Consider the following 272-nt stretch of genomic DNA (forward strand, 5'->3'; position numbering starts at 1 on the left):
GATCCCCGTCAAGGCCGCGAGCGGGGCCGCCACGACACCCATGTAGTACGTGTGCCCCGCGACCGTCCCCGCGCTGAAGACGGCGAGGAACGTCGTCAGCCAGCCACCCCAGAGGAGCAGGGCGGCCCGCTCGGGGTCGCTGCGCGGCCGGCGCCGCAGCCACACCAGGCCGCAGCCCAGCGTCAGGGCCGCTGCCGGATACAGCCAGCCGGTCTGCGAGGCCAGGGGCGCGCGAACCATCTTGGTCCAGCCACCCTCGTCGCCCGTGGCGG

General features: G+C 75.0%; 1 pseudogene. It reads right to left on the bottom strand.

From position 1 onward, the window contains the following. Positions 1–240, bottom strand: a pseudogene (locus C6N31_RS42950) (ArnT family glycosyltransferase); the annotation flags it as partial. Positions 241–272 lie beyond the last annotated feature (32 nt).

The sequence above is a fragment of the Streptomyces fildesensis genome, from assembly GCF_016107395.1.
In the GTDB taxonomy this organism is placed as follows: domain Bacteria; phylum Actinomycetota; class Actinomycetes; order Streptomycetales; family Streptomycetaceae; genus Actinacidiphila; species Actinacidiphila fildesensis.